The sequence below is a fragment of the Nesterenkonia maliinae genome, from assembly GCF_051262655.1.
In the GTDB taxonomy this organism is placed as follows: domain Bacteria; phylum Actinomycetota; class Actinomycetes; order Actinomycetales; family Micrococcaceae; genus Nesterenkonia.
The window spans coordinates 449,259-466,423 of record NZ_JBIMEY010000002.1 but is presented as its reverse complement, the minus strand read 5'-3'; the positions used below and the strand labels follow the sequence as shown (position 1 = coordinate 466,423).

General features: G+C 68.3%; 14 protein-coding genes. 3 read left to right on the top strand and 11 right to left on the bottom strand.

All coding sequences use genetic code 11. The features are described 5' to 3' along the window. Nucleotides 1-30 precede the first annotated feature (30 nt). Both ACHAA4_RS06615 and ACHAA4_RS06610 read left to right on the top strand, forming a co-directional pair. The gene (locus tag ACHAA4_RS06615; RefSeq protein WP_435773398.1) at nucleotides 31-1,113 is read left to right on the top strand and encodes a CPBP family intramembrane glutamic endopeptidase; all 1,083 of its coding nucleotides are present in this window, start codon (nucleotides 31-33) and stop codon (nucleotides 1,111-1,113) included. 120 nt (nucleotides 1,114-1,233) lie between these two features. Beyond that, nucleotides 1,234-1,563 (top strand): winged helix-turn-helix domain-containing protein, encoded by a 330-nt coding sequence (locus ACHAA4_RS06610; RefSeq protein WP_435773397.1) that lies wholly within the window; start codon nucleotides 1,234-1,236, stop codon nucleotides 1,561-1,563. Here the strand turns inward: ACHAA4_RS06610 and ACHAA4_RS06605 are convergent. The 8 genes from ACHAA4_RS06605 to ACHAA4_RS06570 form a co-directional block, all read right to left on the bottom strand. Beyond that, nucleotides 1,545-3,560 carry a BCCT family transporter gene (locus ACHAA4_RS06605; RefSeq protein WP_435773396.1) on the bottom strand — a complete coding sequence of 672 codons (2,016 nt, stop codon included), beginning with the start codon at nucleotides 3,558-3,560 and terminating at the stop codon, nucleotides 1,545-1,547. The genes ACHAA4_RS06610 and ACHAA4_RS06605 overlap by 19 nt on opposite strands. 113 nt (nucleotides 3,561-3,673) lie before the next feature. Beyond that, nucleotides 3,674-4,573 (bottom strand): tRNA (guanosine(46)-N7)-methyltransferase TrmB, encoded by a 900-nt coding sequence (trmB, locus tag ACHAA4_RS06600; protein ID WP_435773395.1) that lies wholly within the window; start codon nucleotides 4,571-4,573, stop codon nucleotides 3,674-3,676. A gap of 2 nt (nucleotides 4,574-4,575) precedes the next feature. Beyond that, complete coding sequence (locus ACHAA4_RS06595) at nucleotides 4,576-6,519, bottom strand: penicillin-binding transpeptidase domain-containing protein (protein ID WP_435773394.1); 1,944 nt, start codon at nucleotides 6,517-6,519, stop codon at nucleotides 4,576-4,578. A gap of 81 nt (nucleotides 6,520-6,600) precedes the next feature. Next, on the bottom strand, nucleotides 6,601-7,065 hold the full coding sequence (locus ACHAA4_RS06590) for a heat shock protein transcriptional repressor HspR (protein WP_435773393.1): 465 nt from the start codon (nucleotides 7,063-7,065) through the stop codon (nucleotides 6,601-6,603). 14 nt (nucleotides 7,066-7,079) lie between these two features. Continuing rightward, nucleotides 7,080-8,075 (bottom strand): DnaJ C-terminal domain-containing protein, encoded by a 996-nt coding sequence (locus tag ACHAA4_RS06585; RefSeq protein ID WP_435773392.1) that lies wholly within the window; start codon nucleotides 8,073-8,075, stop codon nucleotides 7,080-7,082. Between the two features lie 30 nt (nucleotides 8,076-8,105). Then, nucleotides 8,106-8,972 (bottom strand): nucleotide exchange factor GrpE, encoded by an 867-nt coding sequence (locus tag ACHAA4_RS06580; protein ID WP_435773391.1) that lies wholly within the window; start codon nucleotides 8,970-8,972, stop codon nucleotides 8,106-8,108. A 12-nt stretch (nucleotides 8,973-8,984) separates the two neighbouring features. Then, nucleotides 8,985-10,844 (bottom strand): molecular chaperone DnaK, encoded by a 1,860-nt coding sequence (dnaK, locus tag ACHAA4_RS06575; RefSeq protein WP_435773390.1) that lies wholly within the window; start codon nucleotides 10,842-10,844, stop codon nucleotides 8,985-8,987. 178 nt (nucleotides 10,845-11,022) lie between these two features. Then, a complete protein-coding gene (locus ACHAA4_RS06570) occupies nucleotides 11,023-12,501 on the bottom strand; it encodes an NAD-dependent succinate-semialdehyde dehydrogenase (protein WP_435773389.1) in 1,479 nt (492 codons plus the stop codon). A gap of 181 nt (nucleotides 12,502-12,682) precedes the next feature. Here ACHAA4_RS06570 and ACHAA4_RS06565 point away from each other — a divergent pair, with 181 nt between their 5' ends. Next, on the top strand, nucleotides 12,683-13,978 hold the full coding sequence (locus ACHAA4_RS06565) for an aspartate aminotransferase family protein (protein WP_435773388.1): 1,296 nt from the start codon (nucleotides 12,683-12,685) through the stop codon (nucleotides 13,976-13,978). Nucleotides 13,979-14,036: 58 nt separating this feature from the next. Here ACHAA4_RS06565 and ACHAA4_RS06560 read toward each other — a convergent pair whose 3' ends face one another. The 3 genes from ACHAA4_RS06560 to ACHAA4_RS06550 all read right to left on the bottom strand — a co-directional run bounded on the left by ACHAA4_RS06560 (nucleotide 14,037) and on the right by ACHAA4_RS06550 (nucleotide 17,112). Next, nucleotides 14,037-14,828 (bottom strand): SGNH/GDSL hydrolase family protein, encoded by a 792-nt coding sequence (locus tag ACHAA4_RS06560; RefSeq protein WP_435773387.1) that lies wholly within the window; start codon nucleotides 14,826-14,828, stop codon nucleotides 14,037-14,039. Nucleotides 14,829-14,970: 142 nt separating this feature from the next. Further along, nucleotides 14,971-15,600, bottom strand: coding sequence for a 3-oxo-tetronate 4-phosphate decarboxylase (gene otnC, locus ACHAA4_RS06555; protein WP_435773386.1), 630 nt, complete (start codon nucleotides 15,598-15,600; stop codon nucleotides 14,971-14,973). 111 nt (nucleotides 15,601-15,711) lie between these two features. Continuing rightward, nucleotides 15,712-17,112, bottom strand: coding sequence for a GntP family permease (locus ACHAA4_RS06550; RefSeq protein ID WP_435773385.1), 1,401 nt, complete (start codon nucleotides 17,110-17,112; stop codon nucleotides 15,712-15,714). Between the last annotated feature and the right edge of the window lie 53 nt (nucleotides 17,113-17,165).

The following is a 17,165-nucleotide window of genomic DNA, read 5'->3' as shown; positions in this document are numbered from 1 at the left end:
CAGTCCAGCCCGAGCCGGTAGGGTCATCGCGTGACTGTTCCCACCCCCGCTCTGACGACGACGCCGCGCACTCCCCTGGTCATCCTGAGCACCTTCGTGCTGGTGACCCTGACCCTGGGCTGGTTGATCGGCCTGCCCCTGGTGCTGATGAGCCCCGAGGAGCGCAGCACCGCCCCGCTCGGGGTGTACTACAACCTGTTCATGCTCACCCCGGCCCTGGCCGCGGTGATCGCCTATGTGCTGGAACGGCGTCAGCCGCTGGCGGTGCTCTACGGCCACCATGCTGGTGAGGGCGCGGGCACTGATGAGGGCGCGGGCACTGATGAGGACGCAGCTGAAGGCGTCAGTGACCAGCCCGCCCGGGTGTTGAAGCCGCAAAGCGTGACCGACGCGCTGGGGATCACCCCGCTGCGTCCGGTGCGCGGACTGTTGAGCTGGTCGGTGCTGGGTCTGCTGCTGTTCTTCGCCTTCAGCCTCGCCGCGCTGCCGCTGGGTGGGGCGCTGGGCCTCTATCCCTTCGACCCCTCGATGCCGCTCTTCGTCCAGGATCTGAGCTCCCGGCTGGGCCGGGACGCCACGGAGTTCATCGCCACCGGTGTGCTGGTGGAGGTCGGTGTGATCTTCTCCGCCTCGGTGCTCGGCGTGTTCCTCCACGCCGGGATCGAGATGGGCTGGCGCGGCTATCTCTTCCCGCGGCTGCAGCTGCGCTGGGGCCCGCTCGCCGCCGTCGTGCTCACCGGTGTGGTCTCGGGACTCTGGTACGCGCCGCTGCTCGCCGCCGGGTTCTTCTACGACCAGACCCCGGTGTTCCAGGCGCTGGCGCTGATGCTCGGCTACGCGACCATCATCGGCGGGGTGCTGGCCTGGCTGCGGATGCAGTCGGGTTCGATCTGGCCCGCCGCCTTCGCGCAGTCGATGATCTCGGCCGCAGCGATCCTGCACTTCTGGTTCGCCAGCGCCGGGGTGGCGGTGGATCTGCGCCAGGCCACGCTGCAGGGATTCTCCGGCTGGATCCTGCCGGGACTGCTGCTGATCGGGCTGCTGATCTTCGCCCGCCGCGCGTTCCCGCAGCGGACCCCGCAGACCCAGCCGCGGCCCCCGCTGAACCGCTGAGAAGTCCTGGACATATCAGCGTCACACCGCCGACAAAGCGAAGAAACGCCCTGCCTCTAGCCTGAGTCCAGGCGGCCCAGCAGCTGCCTCGACTGAAGGCCTCACGGGGAGGATCGGCGCATGGCGATTCCGGCACAGCAGCCGGTGGCGGGTGACTCTGCGCTGCGTCTGCACACCCGCTCTGGGGAGATCCAGGTCAGCGGCGACACCCTGTACCTGCCGCATCCAGACGCCACCCCGGTTCAGCTGGCGCCGGGGCCGCTGGCGCTGATGCGCGCGCTGATGAAGGCCCAGGGGGCCGTGCTCTCCAGGGAGCACCTGCTGGCGGTGCTGCCGCACTGCGGCTCAGAGCACGCCCTGGAGATGTGGGTGTCACGGCTGCGTCAGGCGCTGCCTGACCCGTCGATGGTCAAGACCGTGGTCAAGCGCGGCTACCGGCTGGTGGTCTGACCGGTCTCGGACTCGGGCACCTGCCCCTCCGGCTGCGGGGTGGCCCCATTCGGCTCCGCGACGACCGTGCCGATCTCTCCGGTCTCCGGATCCCAGCCGTCGGCCCATTCTCCGGTGGCGAAGTCGTAGCCCACCGGGGTCCCGTCCTCATCGGTGCGCCGGTACCAGTCGGTGTAGTCGTCGTGCTCGGAGTCCACCTCGGCGCCGGCGCCCTCACCCGGATGGGTGGGGACCACTTCGATGGCGAAGTCGTCGCCGTAGCGCTGGACGCCGTCGATGACCGCGTTGCTCACGGCGAGATCGGCATACTTCTCCCGCAGCGCGTGCGGATCGGTCGCCAGTTCTCGTGACCAGGCGATCATGATCAGGATCAGCACCAAAGCGAACGGCAGCGCGGTCACGATCACCAGAGACTGCAGACCCTGCAGCGCGGTCCCTTCGCCCAGCAGCAGCATCACGGTGGCCACACCGGCCATGACGAGGCCCCAGAACACCACGACGATCTTGTTCGGGTCCTGGTCGCCGCGGGTGGTGAGGATGCCCATCACCACGGAGGCGGAGTCTGCCGAGGTGATGAAGAAGATCGAGAGGATCACCACGACGACGATCGGCATCCACTGCAGGAAGGGCAGCGCGTCGATGACGGCGAAGAGCACCTCGGGTGCGCTCAGATCCGGACTGACCTCTCCCTGGCCCTCGCGGGAGAGCCACATGGAGGTTCCGCCCATGACTCCGTAGGCCACGAAGAGCAGCGAGGAGGGAACCAGGATGACACCGAGGATGAACTGCCGGATGGTGCGGCCGCGGGAGACCCGGGCGATGAAGATGCCCACGAAGGGCGACCAGGAGATCCACCAGGCCCAGTAGTAGACCGTCCACGCCGACTGGAAGTCCAGGGTGTCCTGGCCCCAGGAGGCGGAGCGGCCCATCATCTCGAACATCGTCCCGAAGTACTCCATCAGCGAGGACGGCAGCAGGTTGAGCAGGAAGAGCGTGGGTCCGGCGAAGAAGAAGAGCGCGATCACGCCGATGGTGAGCACGATGTTGATGCTGGAGAGATAGCGGATGCCGCGCGAGATCCCGGAGACCGCCGAGACCACGAAGCAGGCGCTGAGCACGGCGATGATGCCGATCATCATGGAGTTCGTCAGCTCCGAGGCGCCGGCGACGATCACCACGCCCTCGCCGATCTGCATCACCGCGATGCCCAGCGCCGCGGCCGTGCCGAAGAGTGTGGCGATGATGGCGAACATGTCGATCATCTGACCGGCGAAGCCTTCGGAGTGCTTCTTGCCGAAGAGCTTCTCGAAGATCGCAGACATCAGCGGCACCCGGCCGCGGCGGTAGGCGGCGTAGGCCACCGCGCCGCCGACCAGGGCATAGATGCCCCAGGCATGCAGGCCCCAGTGGAAGTAGGTCTGAGCCATGGCGCTGTGCAGCGCCTGTTCAGACTCCGGTGCGTGATCCAGCGGCGCCGGTACGTTGTGGAAGTACGCCAGCGGCTCAGCCGGCCCCCAGAAGAGCACACCGATGCCGATGCCTGCTGCGAAGAGCATCGCGATCCAGGCGAAGGTCGAGTACTCGGGCTTCTCCCCATCCTTGCCCAGCGGGATCTTGCCATAGCGGGTGAACGCCAGGATGAGCAGGAAGACCAGCACCACGATGGCCAGGGCGTTGAAGAGCCAGCCCGCGTGGACCATGGTCCAGTCATAGGCGATCCCCGCCACCTCGCCGACGCTTGCGGGGTTCACCACACCCCAGATCACGAAGGCCACGGTGAGCACACCGGTGATCGCGAAGATCAGCCAGTCGATGCTGTAGCGCCTGCGCTGCTCGTCGATGCCGATCCCGGGCACCAGTGCGGGGTGGATGTTGTGCGGGTAGGTCGACCGGGAGATCGGGTTCAGCTGGCCCAGCGCCTGGCCGGCCTGGCGAGAGACCCGGCGGGTCTCCTGACCCAGCCGCTGGCTGCGGGTGCGTGGCTCTTCTTCGGACATCAGTGTTGTACCTCAATCTTGGTGTCTCCCCCGACGCAGGCGCCGGAGGAACTGTGCAGGTGCGAGTGAGTGATAGGTATAGCCGCGAGTGTCCCCGGTCCGGGCCGCAGGCGCTACTGCTCCCGGACGAAGGTCAGGTCGAAGATCTTCCGTCCGACGGCGAGCGCCTTGGTCTCGAAATCGGTCTGGGTGCGCCCGTGGAACCGAGGGGCCCAGCCGCCGTCGTCGTCCCGGGCCTGCTCCGGTTCCAGAGGTGCCGGCTCCTTGCCCATGGAGATCGCGTCCAGGTCATGCAGTTGGACCTCGGTCAGCGGGGAGGCATCCCCTGCACGCTCCCCTGCGTGCGGGTTCCTGAACTGGGTGGAGGCGCCGATGAGGGTGCGCATCTGCACCGCATAGCCGGACCAGTCCGTGGCCAGACGCCAGACGCCGCCGGCGGGAAGGACCCGCGCGACGCGTTCGATGAAGCTCTCATCGATGAGTCGACGCTTGTTGTGCTTCTTCTTGTGCCAGGGGTCCGGGAAGAAGATCCAGACCTCGGCGACCTCACCGGGGGCGAAGAGCTGATCGAGGACCTCGGGCGCGTTGGCCACGGCGACCCGGACGTTGCTCAGCCCCTCCCGGCGGATCCGGCTCACCAGCTGGGCGGCGCCGGGCTTGTAGACCTCGATGGCCAGGAAGTCGGTGTCCGGGTTCGCGGCGGCGGCATGCGCGACGGCCTCCCCGGAGCCGGAGCCGATCTCCACGACGATCGGGGCGCTGCGGCCGAACTCGGCGGCCCAGTCGATGCGGAAGTCCTCGGCCACGGAGGTGTCGCGCTCTCCGTGCGGAATCTCCAGCAGCTCCTCCCCCAGGGCCGCGTCCCAGGTCCGCTGGTAGCTCGGCTTGAGCCGGTTGCTGCGCCGCACGAAGGAGAGCGGCCGGCGCATCAGCAAGGTCCGGCGTGGGTTCTCGGGGTCGGTCGGCGCGGGTTGAGATGGATCGGGCTGAGAGGTGTCGGGCTGAGAAGTCACCGCTACAGGATAGCGGAGGCCCCCTCGAGGAACTCCTGCAGCAGCGGCCCGTTGGTGGAGCCGCCGAACTCGCCCTCCTCCAGGAAGATCGCGACCGCGAGGTCACCCTGCATCGCGATGACCCAGGTGTGGGCGTAGGAGTCATCCCCGTCGCCGACCTCGGCGGTGCCGGTCTTGGCATAGATCGGCTCGCCCGGGACGTCCACGAGGGACTCCAGCGAGCCGAAGTTCACGGTGTCGGTCATCAGCGTGCGCAGGTCCTCGGCCTCATCCTCAGTGATCCCGCTCTCCGGGGTCTCCACGTCCTCCCCCGGCACGACCAGGTGGGGGTGGACCGTGCTCCCGGCGGCGATCGAGGCGGTGACCGTGGCCATGCCCAGCGTGGAGGACTCCACCACGCCCTGGCCGAAGAGGTTCGCGGCATGCAGGTTCAGCTCGGAGTCCTGCGGCACGGAGCCCATCCGGGCGGGCACCCCGAGGTTCGTCTCCTCGGTGATGCCGAGGTCGACCGCCGCCTCGTGGACCTCTTCGGAGCTGACGTCGTCGTAGGCGTCGGCGAAGACGGTGTTGCAGGAGACGGCCACGGCATCGCGGAACGGGACCTCGCCGAGGTACTCCGAGGGGAAGCTGCTGTAGTTCTCGAAGGACTGTCCGTGCACGGTGGTCCGGTCCGAGCAGGTCACATCGGTGTCGGGGGTGAGACCGTCGCGCAGCATGGCCAGGGAGGAGACCACCTTGAAGGTGGAGCCCGGCGCGTAGGTGGACTGGGTGGCGATCTCCACGAAGCTCCCGTCGGGGACGTGGCTGGCGGCGGCGAGGATGCCGCCGTCGGAGGGCCGGATGGCGACGACGGCGCCGATGGTGTCCTGGTCGTCCACGATGCCCTGGGCAAGGTCCTGCAGCCGGGGCACCATCGTGGTCTCGACGTCTCCGCCGTCCTGCGGCTCCACCGAGTAGAGGGTCTCGCCGTTCATCTGGATCGCCATGCCAGGGGTGCCGCGCAGGGTGTCCTCGTAGGAGGCCTGGATGCCGGAGGTCCCGATGGTGTCGCCGACGCTCAGGCTCGGATCCTCCTCCAGGGCCTCGGCGGTCACCGGTCCCACGCGGCCCAGCAGCAGCGGGGCGAAGTCCCGAGAGTCTGCCAAGGACATCTGGTCATCGATGGCGATGGCCCCGGAGATCGCCTCGACGTCGGTGGCGGTGACATCGCCCTCGGAGCTGCGCAGCGTGATGGCTTCGACGAAGGCCAGGTCACCGCCGCCCAGCACGCTCTCGACGTAGGGGGCCACCGGAATCTCCACCAGCTCGGCGAGGGCCTCGGCGGAGGAGCGCAGGGTGTCCTCGTCCGCGGGCTCCCCGTCCTGGGCGAGCTCCGACTTGTCGATGCCCAGCCGGACGACGTCGCGGTTGTAGACCATGGCCCGTCCGTCATCGTCCATGATCCGCCCGCGGTCGGCGCGGGTGGTGACCAGGCTGACCGTCTCGTCACCGGTGTAGTCGGGCATGATGATCGCAGGCTCCGCCGCGAGCGCCCAGACCTCGGTCTCCTGGTCATAGACGAGCTCGGCGGAGGTCTCGTAGGTCCAGGCCTCACCGTCGATGCCGAGGTCCTCGAGCTCCCAGCTGTGCTGCAGCGGGACCGTGGCGGTCACCGGGCGAGGAGAGTCATCGGGCGGCACATCGAGCACCGCCTCTCCGGCGCTCACCTCAGGATCGATCTCCTCGAAGGGTGCATGGAGGTTCTCCACGGCCGCGGCCATGGTCTCGGGATCCCCGGAGGAGAAGCTCAGCGCGGAGAAGTCCCCGCTGGAGATCGCCTCGGCCACGGCGCCCGCGGCTTCGTCCACGGACTCGGCAGGATCGGCGCCGCAGCTGGTGAGCAGCATCAGTGCTGCGACCCCCACGGCACTGGGAACGATCAGCCGGGGACCTGAGGAGACAGACATGGGCTCAGTATCGCGGCCGCCCGGGCGCGTCGCGGGCAGGACTCGCGGGTGAAGACCCGGTCCGATCGAAGCAGCCGCAGGTCAGCGACGGCGTGGGGTGGGCTCCCAGAGGACCAGCGCCTGGCTGTTCGCCCGGGCGCGACGGCCGCGGGCCACCGTGACCACGTCTCCGTGCGGACCCACGGCGAAGAAGCGCGGCTTGGTGGAGTGCCGCTCTGATTCGCGCAGCTCGTGGCGCAGCGCCTCGACGGTCTCCTCCAGCACCTCGACCCGGTTCTGCAGCTCGAGGATCCGTCGGATGCCTTCGAGTGAGACTCCTTCATGGGAGAACTGCTGGATCTGGCGGAGCTGCTCGATGTTATAGGGGGAGTAGCGCCGGTGGCGTCCGCCCTGGCGCCGCGGGGTGACCAGACCGATCCGGTCATACTGACGCAGCGTCTGGGGGTGCATGTCGGCGAGCTCGGCGGCCACCGAGATCACGAACATCGGTGCATGCCGGTGTTCGGGCTCGAGCATCCGGGAGTCCAGAATCCGTGGGTCACGCATCCGAGGGTCCACCATCACAGCACCGCCTTCGCCTCGAGGCCTTTCCGGGGATCAAGCCCCTTGGTCGCCTCCGCATAGGCCTTCACGGCCTCCACCGCTTCGGCGGAGAGTTCCTTGGGGACCTGGACCTGAACCGTGACGAGCATGTCGCCGGCGACCTCACGACCCTTCTCCTTGCGGCGCACGCCGTGACCCTTGAGCCGCAGCACGCGTCCGGAGGTCACCCCGGCGGGAATCTTGATGTTGACCTTCTCGCCGTGCACCGTCGGGACCTGCACGGCGGTGCCCAGCGCGGCCTCGTCGAAGGCGATGGGCAGGTGGATGCGGATGTCATCGCCCTCGCGCTCGAAGAATCTGTGAGCCGAGACGGCCACCTCGACCAGGAGGTCACCGGCGCCGCCAGAGCCGCGCTGGCCCTTGCCCTTCACACGCACCTTCTGGCCGGTGCGGATCCCCGCGGGGATCCGGACGTCGATGACGCCGCCGTCCGGCTCACGCAGCCCGACGGTGGTGCCACGGATGGCTCCGCCGAAGGAGATCGTGGTCCGCGCGGTGCGGTCGGCGCCCTTCGCGGGGGCCCCGCCCCCGCCGAACCGGCCGGAGCCGCCGAACCCGCCGGCTCCTCCGAAGAGGTCCGAGAGGTCGGGGCCGTTGGCGCCGCCGCGGCCGAATCCGCCGCGCCCGCCGCCGGACCCCCCGTTGAAGAGGTTTCCGAAGAGATCTTCGAAGCCGCCTCCCCCGCCGGGGCCCGGGCCGCCCGAGAATCGGGCGCCCGAGCCCATGGCGCGGACGGCGTCGTACTGTTCGCGCTGCTCTTTGTCAGCCAGCACGGAGTGGGCCTCAGCGACGTCCTTGAACTTCTGCTCGGCCGCTTCATCACCGGGGTTCTTATCGGGATGGTGCTTCCGGGCAAGCTTTCGGTACGCCTTCTTGACGTCCTCCTCAGAGGCATCGCGGGAGACGCCGAGGATGGCGTAGAAATCTTTATCGATCCAGTCCTGTGAGGCCATGGCGCCTCCCTCCTTTCTGCTGCTCTAGGTTCAGCTCTGCTCGGGCCCTGAGGAGACCATCACCTGGGCCGCCCGAAGCAGGCGGTCACCGTGGCGATAGCCGGCACGCAGCACGATGGCCACGTGGTCGGCGGGGATCTCATCGTGGGGCTGAGCCATGATGGCCTCGTGCTGGTTGGGATCGAAGGCTTCCCCGATCTCGCCCAGCACCTCGAGGCCCTGGCTCTGCAGCACCGACTCCAGTCGGGTCGCGATGTGCGCGAACGGACCGTCCTGGAGATCTCCGGCCTGGCGGGCTGAGGAGATGTCGTCCAGGACCGGCATCAGCTCGGTGATGAGCTGACCCTTGGTCCGGTCGCGCTCGGTCGCCCGATCGCGCTCCACCCGGCGGCGGTAGTTGATGTACTCCGCCTGGAGCCGCTGGAGGTCGGCCTGCAGCTCAGCCTCGCGGAGACCGTCCTGGGCAGGGGCCTCCTCGCGGATGCTGTCCTCGGCCAGGACCGCCTCCGGATCCATCTCCATGGCTGCCTCGGCGATCGCCTCCTCCTCCGTGCCACGGAGGAACTCGTCGGCTGCCTGGATCCGCTCTTCCGGCTCGGTCTCCACACCACCGGCGAAGTCGTCCTCCGCAGAGACCTCAGTGAGCTCGGGCTCCTCGGCCACGCGGGGGTCGACATCCTCCGACGTCGTGCCGGCCGTCTCGGCCGCGGTGACCGGGTCCCCGGTCTCGCCGGAGCTCTCCTGCCGGCCCTCGCCGCCGAGTGCCTCGATGTCCTGCGGGTCCTCCTCGGGGAGGTCCTGCAGGATCTGTTCGGCCTGGGCCAACGGATCCTGCACGGGATCCTGCTCGTCGGGATCCTCGGCGTTGGGAACCTCAGGGTTCTTGTGATCTGCCATGTGTCAGACCCCCTACTTCTTCTTCTCGGCTTCGTCCTCTTCGTCGACGACTTCTGCGTCGACGATGTCCTCGTCCTCGTTCTGCGCGGGCTCGCCGGTGCCGTTGTCAGCGCCGTCGGGTGCCTGCGAGTAGAGCGCCTCCCCGATCTTGACCTGGGAGGCCTGCAGCTTCTCGTACGCGGCGTTGACCTCGTCGGCGTTGTCCTCGCCCTCGAGTGCCTTCTTGAGCTCGTCGACGTCGGCCTGGACCTCGGTCTTGACCTCCTCGGGCAGCTTGTCGCCGTTGTCCTTGAGCAGCTTGTCCACCGAGTAGGCGGTCGACTCGGCGGCGTTGCGCTTCTCGGCTGCCTCGCGACGGACCTTGTCCTCCTCGGCGTGAGCCTCGGCGTCGGCGACCATGCGCTCGATGTCTTCCTTCTCCAGCGAGGTGCCGCCGGTGATGGTCATCGACTGCTCGGTGCCGGTGCCCTTGTCCTTGGCGGAGACGTGGACGATGCCGTTGGCGTCGATGTCGAAGGTGACCTCGACCTGCGGGACGCCGCGGGGCGCCGGCGCGATGCCGGTCAGCTCGAAGGTGCCCAGAGCCTTGTTGTCCCGGGTGAACTCGCGCTCACCCTGGAAGACCTGGACCGCCACGGAGGGCTGGTTGTCCTCGGCGGTGGAGAAGACCTCAGAGCGCTTCGACGGGATGGCCGTGTTGCGCTCGATCAGCTTGGTCATCACTCCGCCCTTGGTCTCGATGCCCAGGGACAGCGGGGTGACGTCGATGAGCAGCACGTCCTTGCGCTCACCGGCGAGCACGCCGGCCTGCAGGGCTGCGCCGACGGCGACGACCTCGTCCGGGTTGACGCCCTTGTTGGCGTCCTTGCCGGCGAGCTGCTTGACCAGCTCGGCCACGGCGGGCATACGAGTGGAGCCGCCGACGAGGATCACGTGGTCGATCTCAGCGATCTTGACCCCGGCCTCCTTGATGACGTCGTTGAAGGGCTTCTTGGTGCGGTCCAGCAGGTCCGAGGTCATGTCCTCGAACTTCGCCCGGGACAGGGTCTCGTTGACGTGCACCGGGACGCCGTCGTTCTGGGTGGCGTAGGGGATGTTGATGTTGGCGCTGGAGGTGGAGGAGAGCTCCTTCTTGGCGCGCTCGGCCTCTTCCTTCAGACGCGGCACGGCGATCTTGTCCTTGGAGAGATCGACTCCCTCCTTGGCCTTGACCTGCGCGACCAGCCAATCCATGATCCGCTGGTCCCAGTCGTCGCCGCCGAGGCGGTTGTCACCGGAGGTGGAGCGGACCTGGATGGTGGAGAAGTCGTCCTCGTCCTTGCCGACCTCGAGCAGGGAGACGTCGAAGGTGCCGCCGCCCAGGTCGAAGACCAGGATGAGCTCGTCCTCCTTGCCCTTGTCCAGGCCGTAGGCCAGGGCTGCGGCGGTGGGCTCGTTGACGATGCGGGAGACCTTCAGGCCGGCGATCTCGCCGGCCTCCTTGGTGGCCTGGCGCTCGGCGTCGTTGAAGTAGGCCGGCACGGTGATGACGGCTTCGGTGACGTCCTCGCCCAGGTAGGACTCGGCGTCGTGCTTGAGCTTCATCAGGGTGCGGGCGGAGATCTCCTGGGCGGTGTACTTCTTGCCGTCGATCTCGGTGGACCAGGTGGTGCCCATGTGGCGCTTGACCGAAGCGATGGTGCGGTCGGGGTTCGACACTGCCTGGCGGCGTGCCACTTCGCCGACGAGGACCTCGCCGGACTTGGAGAAGCCGACGACCGAGGGGGTGGTGCGCGCACCCTCGGCGTTGGCGATGACGGTGGGCTCGCCACCTTCGAGGACTGTGACGACCGAGTTGGTGGTTCCGAGGTCGATACCTACTGAGCGGGACATGCGGTCTCCTTTCGAGAGCGGTGTTGAGCGAACTGCACTCAAGTCTTGTACTCGCTCGACGTGGTGTCAAACTGACTTGAGTGCAGTCGACTCAACTTTCTACTCCCGGTCCAACCACGCCCCGTGAGATTCCATTCCCGTCAGGCGCTTCGGCGCGGAGACGGCAGCTGGACTCAGCTCACATGGCGATGCCGATGTACTTGGTCTCGAGGAACTCCTCGATGCCGGTGTCACCGCCCTCGCGACCCAGTCCCGACTCCTTGATGCCGCCGAAGGGGGCGGCGGGGTTGGACACGGCACCCTGGTTCAGGCCCACCATGCCGGACTCCACGGCCTCGGCGACGCGGATGCCGCGGCGCAGGCTCTCCGTGTAGACGTAGTTGACCAGGCCGTATTCGGTGTCGTTGATCCAGGAGATGACCTCCTCCTCGGTGTCGAAGGGGGTCAGCGGGGCGACGGGTCCGAAGATCTCTTCCTGACGCATCCGGGCTCCGGAAGGGATGTCGGTGAGCACGGTGGGCGGGTAGAAGTAGCCGTCGCGGTCCACCGGGGTCCCGCCGATCAGGACCTTGGCGCCGCCCTCGACCGCGTCGGTGACCAGGGCGTCGACCTTGTCCAGCTGCTTGGCGTCGACCAGCGGCCCGACGCGCACGCCGTCCTCCACACCGCGGCCGAGGGGGAGCTTGTCCATCTCGGCGGCGAGCTTGGAGGCGAACTCATCGATCACGCTGCGGTGGACGAAGATTCGGTTGGCGGCGGTGCAGGCCTCGCCGGTGTTGCGCATCTTGGCCAGCAGCGCTCCGGCCACGGCGGCGTCGACGTCGGCGTCCTCGAAGACCACGAATCCGGCGTTGCCGCCGAGCTCCATGGAGGTCCGCAGCACGCGCTCGGAGGCCTGCTCCAGCAGCTTGCGGCCGACCCCGGTGGAGCCGGTGAAGGAGAGCTTGCGGGCGATGCCGGAGCGGATCAGCGGCTCCATCACCTTGCCTGCGGTGGAGGTGACCAGGATGTTCACCGCCCCGGCGGGGAGTCCGGCCTCGTGCAGGATGTCGGCGAGGGCGAGCATCGAGAGCGGGGTGAGCTCGGCGGGCTTGAGCACCGAGGTGCAGCCGGCGGCGATCGCCGGGCCCAGCTTGCGGGTGCCCATGGCCAGCGGGAAGTTCCAGGGGGTGATCAGGATGGTGGGTCCCACCGGCTGCTTGGCCACCAGGAAGCGCGCGCCGCCGGCGGGCGCGGTCTGGTAGCTGCCACTGATCCGGGTGGCCTCTTCGGCGAAGTGCCGGAAGAACTCGGCGGCGTAGGTGACCTCGCCGTAGGAGTCGCTCAGCGGCTTGCCCATCTCCAGGGTCATCAGCAGGGCGAGGTCGTCCTTGCGCTCGTGCATCAGCTCGAAGGCGCGCATCAGGATGTTCGCGCGCTCCCGCGGCGCCATCGCGGCGAGCCCGGGCTGTGCGGCTTCGGCGGCCTTCAGGGCATTCCAGCCGTCCTGCTCCGAGGCGTCGGCCACGGTGCAGAGCAGCCTGCCGGTGGAGGGGTCGAGGACCTCCAGGGTGGCGCCGCCTTCGGCGTCCACCCACTCGCCGTTGATGAAGAGCCGCTTGGGAACCGCCTCGATCAGGCTGGATTCGCGCTCTGCGGTGATGGTCTGCTCTGCCATGGGTCCTCCTTGAGAGGGTGCGACGGGCGTGACGTGGGCCTTCCCGGGCCAGCCTACGCCGATGGCGCGGTCCGCGTCGCTGGCCTCTCGCGCGTGGTGCGCGCGCCAGTCTGGCCATGTGCGGCGATGACGGCTAGCCTGGAGACCAAGAAGATTGTCAACAATCCGAAAGGTGTTCTTGATGGCGACGCTGTCTCCCCAGTTGAAGCAGGCGACTCCCGTGGTGGCGACCCGGGGTGAGGGCGTGTGGCTCTACGACGAGGCGGGCCAGGCGCATCTGGACTTCACCGCCGGCATCGGGGTCACCAGCACCGGGCACTGCCATCCGCATGTGGTCGCCGCCGCTCAGGCGCAGGTGGGAAGCCTGATCCACGGCCAATACACCACGATCATGCACCAGCCGCTGCTTACACTGACCGAGCGGCTCTCCGACGTGCTGCCCGCGGGCCTGGACTCGGTGTTCTTCTCCAACTCCGGCTCCGAAGCCGCCGAGGCCGCGCTGCGTCTGGCCCGCCAGGCCACCGGACGGCCGAACATCGTGGTCTTCCAGGGCGGCTTCCACGGCCGCACCGTGGCGGCGGCCTCGATGACCACCTCCGGCACCAAGTTCCGGGCAGGGTTCAGCCCGTTGATGTCAGGCGTCGTCGTCGCGCCGTTCCCGAACCCGAGCCACTACCGCGAGTACGGCTGGGATGCCGAGCAGGCGACCGACTTCGCGCTCAAGGAGCTGGACCTGCTGCTGCAGACCCAGTCCAACCCGGCGGACACCGCGGCGTTCCTGGTGGAGCCGGTGCTCGGCGAGGGCGGCTACGTGCCGGGCAACGAACGCTTCTTCGCGGGACTGCGCGAGCGCGCCGATCGGCACGGGATCCTGGTGATCATCGACGAGGTCCAGACCGGCTTCGGCCGGACCGGGAAGTTCTGGGGACACGACCACTTCGTCTCTGCGGACTCCCCGCGGCTGCCCGACATCATGATGTTCGCCAAGGGCATCGCCTCGGGCTTCCCGATCTCCGGGATCGCAGCCTCCGCCGAGCTGATGGGCAAGGCCTGGCCCGGCTCCCAGGGCGGAACCTACGGCGCCAATGCGGTGGCCTGCGCGGCCGCGGTGGCGACGCTGGAGGTGATCGCCCAGGAGCAGCTGGTTCACAACAGCGCCGAGCGGGGCGAGCAGCTGCGCGCGGGGCTGCGGCAGATCGCCGTCGAGACGAACACCCGGGCGAAGGCGGCGCGCATCGCCGAGGTCCGCGGCCTGGGCCTGATGGTGGGCAACGAGTTCCGCGACGCCGACGGCGCACCGGACCCCGCCACCGCCACCGCGGTCCAGCAGGAGGCGGCCCGTCGGGGCCTGCTGCTGCTGATCTGCGGATCCTGGGGCGAGGTGGTCCGCTTCATCCCGGCGCTGGTGGTCTCGGAGTCCGAGGTGGACCGGGCACTGACGCTGTGGTCGGAGTCCGTGGCCGCCGTCGTCGCGTAGACACGGGCAGGCCCGGCGCCTGAGCCGGTGGGGTGGAGCGGTCGCGCCGCCCCACCGGCTACCAGACGCGGGAGGTCAGCTGCGGGTACTTCGGGGAGATGTCATCGCCCGAGGAGGTGCGCGTGACCCGCCGCCGGACCCACGGGTAGAGGTAGTCCTTGGTCCAGGTCAGCTCGCTGATCAGGCGCTCAGGCAAAGAGGCCGCCGGCGCGCTGTCGATCTCGGGGTCCTCGATCTCGTCCTTCTCACCGAGGACCTTGAGCACCTCCTTGGCCATGAGCATGTGCCCGGCGATCCCCAGGTGCATCCGGTCCTCGTCCCAGTAGCGCCAGTCCTGGAACTCACGCATGTGCCAGAAGTCGACCAGGCCGAGGTCAAGGTCGGCGGCGATCTTGCGCACGTGCTCGTTGTAGATGGCGGTGCGTCCGCGGGTGGCCTTGAACAGCGGCGCCTGGCCGGAGTCGAAGCCGGTGAACAGCACCACGCGCGCCCCGCTGGCCAGAAGCTTCTCCACTCCCCAGCGGTAGCGCTCCATGAGCGCATCGATGTTGACGGTGGGACGCAGGATGTCGTTGCCGCCGGCGTAGACGGTCACCAAGGTGGGGCCCAGCCCGATCGCGGGGTCGAGCTGCTCGTCGAGGACCTGCTCGAGCTTCTTGCCGCGCACCGCGAGGTTTGCGTAGCCCCAGGAGGAGTCGTTGGAGATCAGCTGGCCGGCGACCCGGTCGGCCCAGCCGCGCACCCCGTTGGGGCTGGACGGATCGATGTCCGCCACACCCTCGGTGAACGAGTCCCCCAGGGCGACGAAGCGTTTCTGAAAAGGACCGTCGAGTTGATCTGATGCGGACATTGAGCCCTCCCGTTCGCATGCGGCTGGCGTACTCTCTGGAGCAACCCTACCGGTGGGCAGGCCAGGACTGAACCCGGGCGTCCTCGACCCCCATCTGGTGTGACGCGAGCTCTTCGGCCAAGACCGGGGCGCCACAGTGGACTCAGCCCAGCAGGTCCTGGATCTGCTCCTGGTTGAGCGGGCGGGTGGCCCGCCCCTCGAGCAGGAAGGCCAGCTGGGCCGAGACCTCGAGCTCCTCGGCGGCGTTGACCGCGTCCTCCAACGAGCTTCCGGCCACGATCGAGCCGTGGTTCGCAAGGATCACCGCCGGACCACGCTGCCCTGCCGCAACGATGTCGTCCAGGACCGCCGGGGACCCGGGCTTGTAATAGGGCACGGTGGGAACGTCTCGACCCAGCCGCATGATGAAGTACGGGGTCAGCGGCGGAATCGGCTGTTCCTCGTCGAGGCAGCTGATCGCCGTCACATAGGTGGAGTGCAGGTGCACGACGGCGGCGGCCTGGGGCCGGGCCTGATACATCGCCTGGTGCATCACCACCTCTTTGGAGGGCTTGGGGCCCGCGGTGTGCACCCACTGCGCGTCGAGCTCAGAGAGGGCCTGCGGGTCAAGCCGTCCCAGCGAGGAGTTCGTGGGCGTCATGAGGAACCCGTCCCCGCTGCGGACGCTGATGTTTCCTGCGCTGCCCACGGAGAAGCCGCGCGCGAACAGGCTCGCCCCCAGGGCCACGAGGCTCTCCCGCAGCGCGTTCTCGTTCACATCGGGTGCTGTCATCGTGGTGTCCTCTTCTCGGCGGATGCCGGGTCGGGCTGCGCGAGGTGCGCAGCGCATGCGTGCAGCCTCTCTGCGGGCCGGCGTCTCGGGGGTCGGCTTCTCGGGGAGACCCTAGAAGATCGCGCTGGCGATCAGCAGAGTGACCAGGGTGGTGGCCCAGGCGATGGTCGTCGGGATAGACCAGACCAGCATCTGGTGCTTGGCGTTCTTCACGCCCAGCATCCGGTTGACCACCCAGAAGAAGCTGTCGTTGAAGTAGCCGAAGAACAGCGAGCCCAGCGCTGCGGCCTGGGCCGCGAGCACCATGTTCACATCGGGCACCTGAGCCAGGATAGGCGCAGAGATCGAGGCGGCGGTGATGATCGCGACGGTGCCTGAGCCCTGGATGATGCGCACCACGGTGGCGATGAGGAACGGGATCATGATCGTGGGAAGCGGCAGCCCTGCGACCCAGGCGCCGATGGAGTCACCGGTGCCGCTGTCGCGCAGGACCGCGCCGAGCGCGCCGCCGGCGCCGGTGACCAGCAGGATGATGCCGGCGGCCTGGACTCCCTGCTCCATGTCGTCCAGGGTTCCCTGCCGACTCTGCTTGCGGGTCAGGCCGTAGATGGCGACCAGCACGCCGGCCAGCAGCGCGATCACCGGGTTCCCGATGAAGGCCGCGATGGAGACGAGCGTTGCGGGGATCTCTAGGATCCCGGCGTCGGCGATGAAGGCGGAGATGGTGTTCAGGAAGATCAGCACGATCGGCAGCAGGATGGGCAGGATCGCGAGGAACAGTGAGGGAAGCTCCTTCTCGCGCTCCTCGGCGCGGGTCTGGAACTCGTCGAAGGCCTCGGTGGGGGTCAGCGCCTCGCCGGTGTCGGCCTCGATCATCGCCTCGATGCGCGGTCCCATGATCTTCGCGTAGAGCACGATCAGGAACAGCGCCGGCAGGGTCAGGACGATGCCCCAGAGGATCATCTCCCCGATGCTGACACCGAAGATCCCGGCGGCGCCGAGCGGACCGGGGGTGGGCGGCACGGCGTGGTGGGTCAGGATCAGACCGCCGGCCAGGGAGATGCCCAGCGTCAGGACCGAGCGTCCGGTGGTGCGGCTGAGCGACTTCACCAGCGGCGAGAGGATCACGTAGGCGCTGTCCACGAAGATCGGGATGGAGATGATGAAGCCGGCACCCGCGAGCGCCCACTCCTCCTTCTTCTTCCCGAGCCAGCGGATCAGAGTGTAGGCGAGCTTCTCGGCGGCGCCGGAGACCTCGAGGATCCGACCCATCATCACGCCCAGGCCGATGACCAGACCGATCGTGGCCAGGGTGGAGCCGAAGCCGGTGGTGATGGATTCGATCACCTCGTCCGGGGCCATGCCCGCCGCGAGGCCGGCGATGGACGCGGCGATGATCAGCGCCAGCACCGCGTGGATCTTCGTCCTGAGCACGAAGAAGATCAGCAGCGCCACCGCCGCCGCCAGGCCGATGATGGCCGCAAGCTCCGAAGAGCCCATCGTTTCAGTCATGGTGTCCTCCTTGACACGTCATTGAGTTCTGCTGGCCCAGCGCCGCCGGACTG

Coding starts and splice junctions, on each gene's coding strand:
- ACHAA4_RS06585 (WP_435773392.1), bottom strand. CDS start 8,075: ATGGCCTCACAGGACTGGATCGATAAAGATTTCTACGCCATCCTCGGC.
- ACHAA4_RS06610 (WP_435773397.1), top strand. CDS start 1,234: ATGGCGATTCCGGCACAGCAGCCGGTGGCGGGTGACTCTGCGCTGCGT.
- ACHAA4_RS06565 (WP_435773388.1), top strand. CDS start 12,683: ATGGCGACGCTGTCTCCCCAGTTGAAGCAGGCGACTCCCGTGGTGGCG.
- ACHAA4_RS06570 (WP_435773389.1), bottom strand. CDS start 12,501: ATGGCAGAGCAGACCATCACCGCAGAGCGCGAATCCAGCCTGATCGAG.
- ACHAA4_RS06550 (WP_435773385.1), bottom strand. CDS start 17,112: ATGACTGAAACGATGGGCTCTTCGGAGCTTGCGGCCATCATCGGCCTG.
- ACHAA4_RS06595 (WP_435773394.1), bottom strand. CDS start 6,519: ATGTCTGTCTCCTCAGGTCCCCGGCTGATCGTTCCCAGTGCCGTGGGG.
- dnaK (WP_435773390.1), bottom strand. CDS start 10,844: ATGTCCCGCTCAGTAGGTATCGACCTCGGAACCACCAACTCGGTCGTC.
- ACHAA4_RS06560 (WP_435773387.1), bottom strand. CDS start 14,828: ATGTCCGCATCAGATCAACTCGACGGTCCTTTTCAGAAACGCTTCGTC.
- ACHAA4_RS06605 (WP_435773396.1), bottom strand. CDS start 3,560: ATGTCCGAAGAAGAGCCACGCACCCGCAGCCAGCGGCTGGGTCAGGAG.
- ACHAA4_RS06590 (WP_435773393.1), bottom strand. CDS start 7,065: ATGCGTGACCCACGGATTCTGGACTCCCGGATGCTCGAGCCCGAACAC.
- otnC (WP_435773386.1), bottom strand. CDS start 15,600: ATGACAGCACCCGATGTGAACGAGAACGCGCTGCGGGAGAGCCTCGTG.
- ACHAA4_RS06580 (WP_435773391.1), bottom strand. CDS start 8,972: ATGGCAGATCACAAGAACCCTGAGGTTCCCAACGCCGAGGATCCCGAC.